At 80.8% G+C, this 458-nt stretch carries 1 protein-coding gene; it reads left to right on the plus strand.

Annotation, left to right across the window (positions count from 1 at the left end):
- A partial coding sequence (locus KVT14_RS20120; protein WP_217617277.1) for an ATP-binding cassette domain-containing protein occupies positions 1-458 on the plus strand: 458 nt, incomplete at both ends.

Raw genomic sequence — 458 nt, forward strand, 5'->3', positions numbered from 1 at the left:
TCCCGGTGCGGGTGGCGGCGTGCGCGGCGGTGCCGCCGGTGCTGGCGCCGCCCGGGGTCGGGGGCGCCGGCGGCGCGGAGCCCGGTGCCGACGACGCGGACGGGCTGGTGCGGTGCCACCGGCACACGCGCGAGGGAGCCGACGAGCCGACCGTCCCGGACGCCGCGCCGCCGTTCCCGGAGGTGATGGCGTGGGCGTCCGGGCCGGCGGGGTCTGGCGGGCCCACCCCACCCTCGCCGCTGCTGGTCGCCGACGGCCTGGTGAAGACCTACACCCGCCGCCGCGGGCTGCGGCGCGACGAGGTGCACGCCGTCCGCGGGGTGTCGTTCGCGCTCGCGCCCGGGCGGGTCCAGGCGCTCGTCGGGCAGTCGGGCTCCGGCAAGGCGCCGGTCGCCAAGATGCCCACTGGCACCGAGCGGCCGACGGCCGGCACCGTGACGCTGGAGGGCCGGGACGTC

This window comes from Cellulomonas sp. GbtcB1 (assembly GCF_019091725.1).
In the GTDB taxonomy this organism is placed as follows: domain Bacteria; phylum Actinomycetota; class Actinomycetes; order Actinomycetales; family Cellulomonadaceae; genus Cellulomonas.